The following is a 1388-nucleotide window of genomic DNA, read 5'->3' as shown; positions in this document are numbered from 1 at the left end:
GGGACTATCTCGTTAACGGTGTTTCGGCCGTTTTCATCAGTAGGTTTCTGATCCGGGCCAACGATCCGCGAACGTGATCGCGAAGGCATTGAGAGCGGGTTTCCACCGTGTGATCCATCGTGCCTGACCTTTGCCTGTCGGGTCCAGCGAACGGGTCACCAGGTACAAACATTTGAGCGCGGCTTGCTCGCTGGGGAAATGACCGCGAGCTTTGACCGCCCTCCGGTAGCGCGCATTCAGCGACTCAATAGAATTGGTAGAGCATATGACTCGACGTATCTCCGTGTCATAGTCAAGGAACGGGATGAACTCCTCCCACGCGTTGTCCCATAGCCGGATGATCGCCGGATACCGCTTGCCCCAGTTCTCGGCAAGGTCGTCGAAAGCAGCCCGCGCCGCTGCCTCACTCGGCGCGGTGTAGATCGGCTTCAGTTCCCGCTTCAGTGCGTCCCAGTGCTGACGTGCCGAGAGCCGAAAGGTGTTGCGGATCAGGTGCACCACACAGGTCTGGACCGTGGTGGCCGGCCACACATGCTCGACAACCTCCGGCAGGCCCTTGAGACCGTCGCAGACGAGAAAGAAAACGTCTTTGGTGCCACGGTTACGGATGTCAGTGAGCACGCTCATCCAGAACTTGGCGCCCTCGCCGCCCGTGCCGGCCCACAAACCAAGCACGTCGCGGCGCCCGTCCAGGCTCACCCCGATGGCCGCGTAGATCGGCCTGTTCGCGACCTGGCCGTCGCGGATCTTGACCACGATGGCATCGATGAAGATCGCGGCGTACACCTCATCGAGCGGACGTGCAGACCAATCCTGCATCTCCTCGATCACCTTGTCGGTGATCCGAGAAATCGTCTCCTTCGAGACCGATGCACCGTAGATTTCAGCGAAGTGCGCGCTGATCTCCCCAGTCGTTAACCCTTTGGCGTACAACGATAAAACGATCTCATCAACGCCGTTGAGCCGACGCTGCCGCTTCTTGACGATCTGCGGTTCGAACGTCCCTTCGCGGTCTCGGGGGACTTCGATCGGGACCTGCCCGGTCGACTCGGTCAGTACCGTCTTCGACCGAGTGCCGTTGCGGATATTTGTTGATGCCCGATCCGGGTTGGCCTGGTTCTTGTCGTGCCCGAGATGCTCGGTCATCTCCTCGTTCAATGCCGTTTCCAGGACCGTCTTGGTGAACTGCTTGAGCAGCCCATCCGGGCCCGTCAGCGACAGGCCCTGCTCTCTCGCCAAGCGCACGAGCTCCGCTGCCGCCGCCTCCTCGGCCGACGGTGGTGTCGACTTCTTCTTCGTCACATCATCCAGTGTCGTCATCACGGCACCCTTCTCGCCGGGCATTCACCCAGCGTGTCGGGCCGAAACACCGTTTAAGAAACACTCCC

The 1388-nt window shown here is 60.5% G+C and carries 1 protein-coding gene; it reads right to left on the bottom strand.

The window, feature by feature from the left end:
* Window positions 1-36: 36 nt before the first annotated feature.
* A complete protein-coding gene (locus ABWI03_RS34155; RefSeq protein ID WP_209923685.1) occupies window positions 37-1320 on the bottom strand; it encodes an IS256 family transposase in 1284 nt (427 codons plus the stop codon).
* Window positions 1321-1388 lie beyond the last annotated feature (68 nt).

The organism is Rhodococcus baikonurensis, from assembly GCF_040489275.1.
Lineage (GTDB): Bacteria > Actinomycetota > Actinomycetes > Mycobacteriales > Mycobacteriaceae > Rhodococcus_F > Rhodococcus_F baikonurensis.
This window is presented reverse-complemented; position numbering and strand designations above follow the sequence as displayed.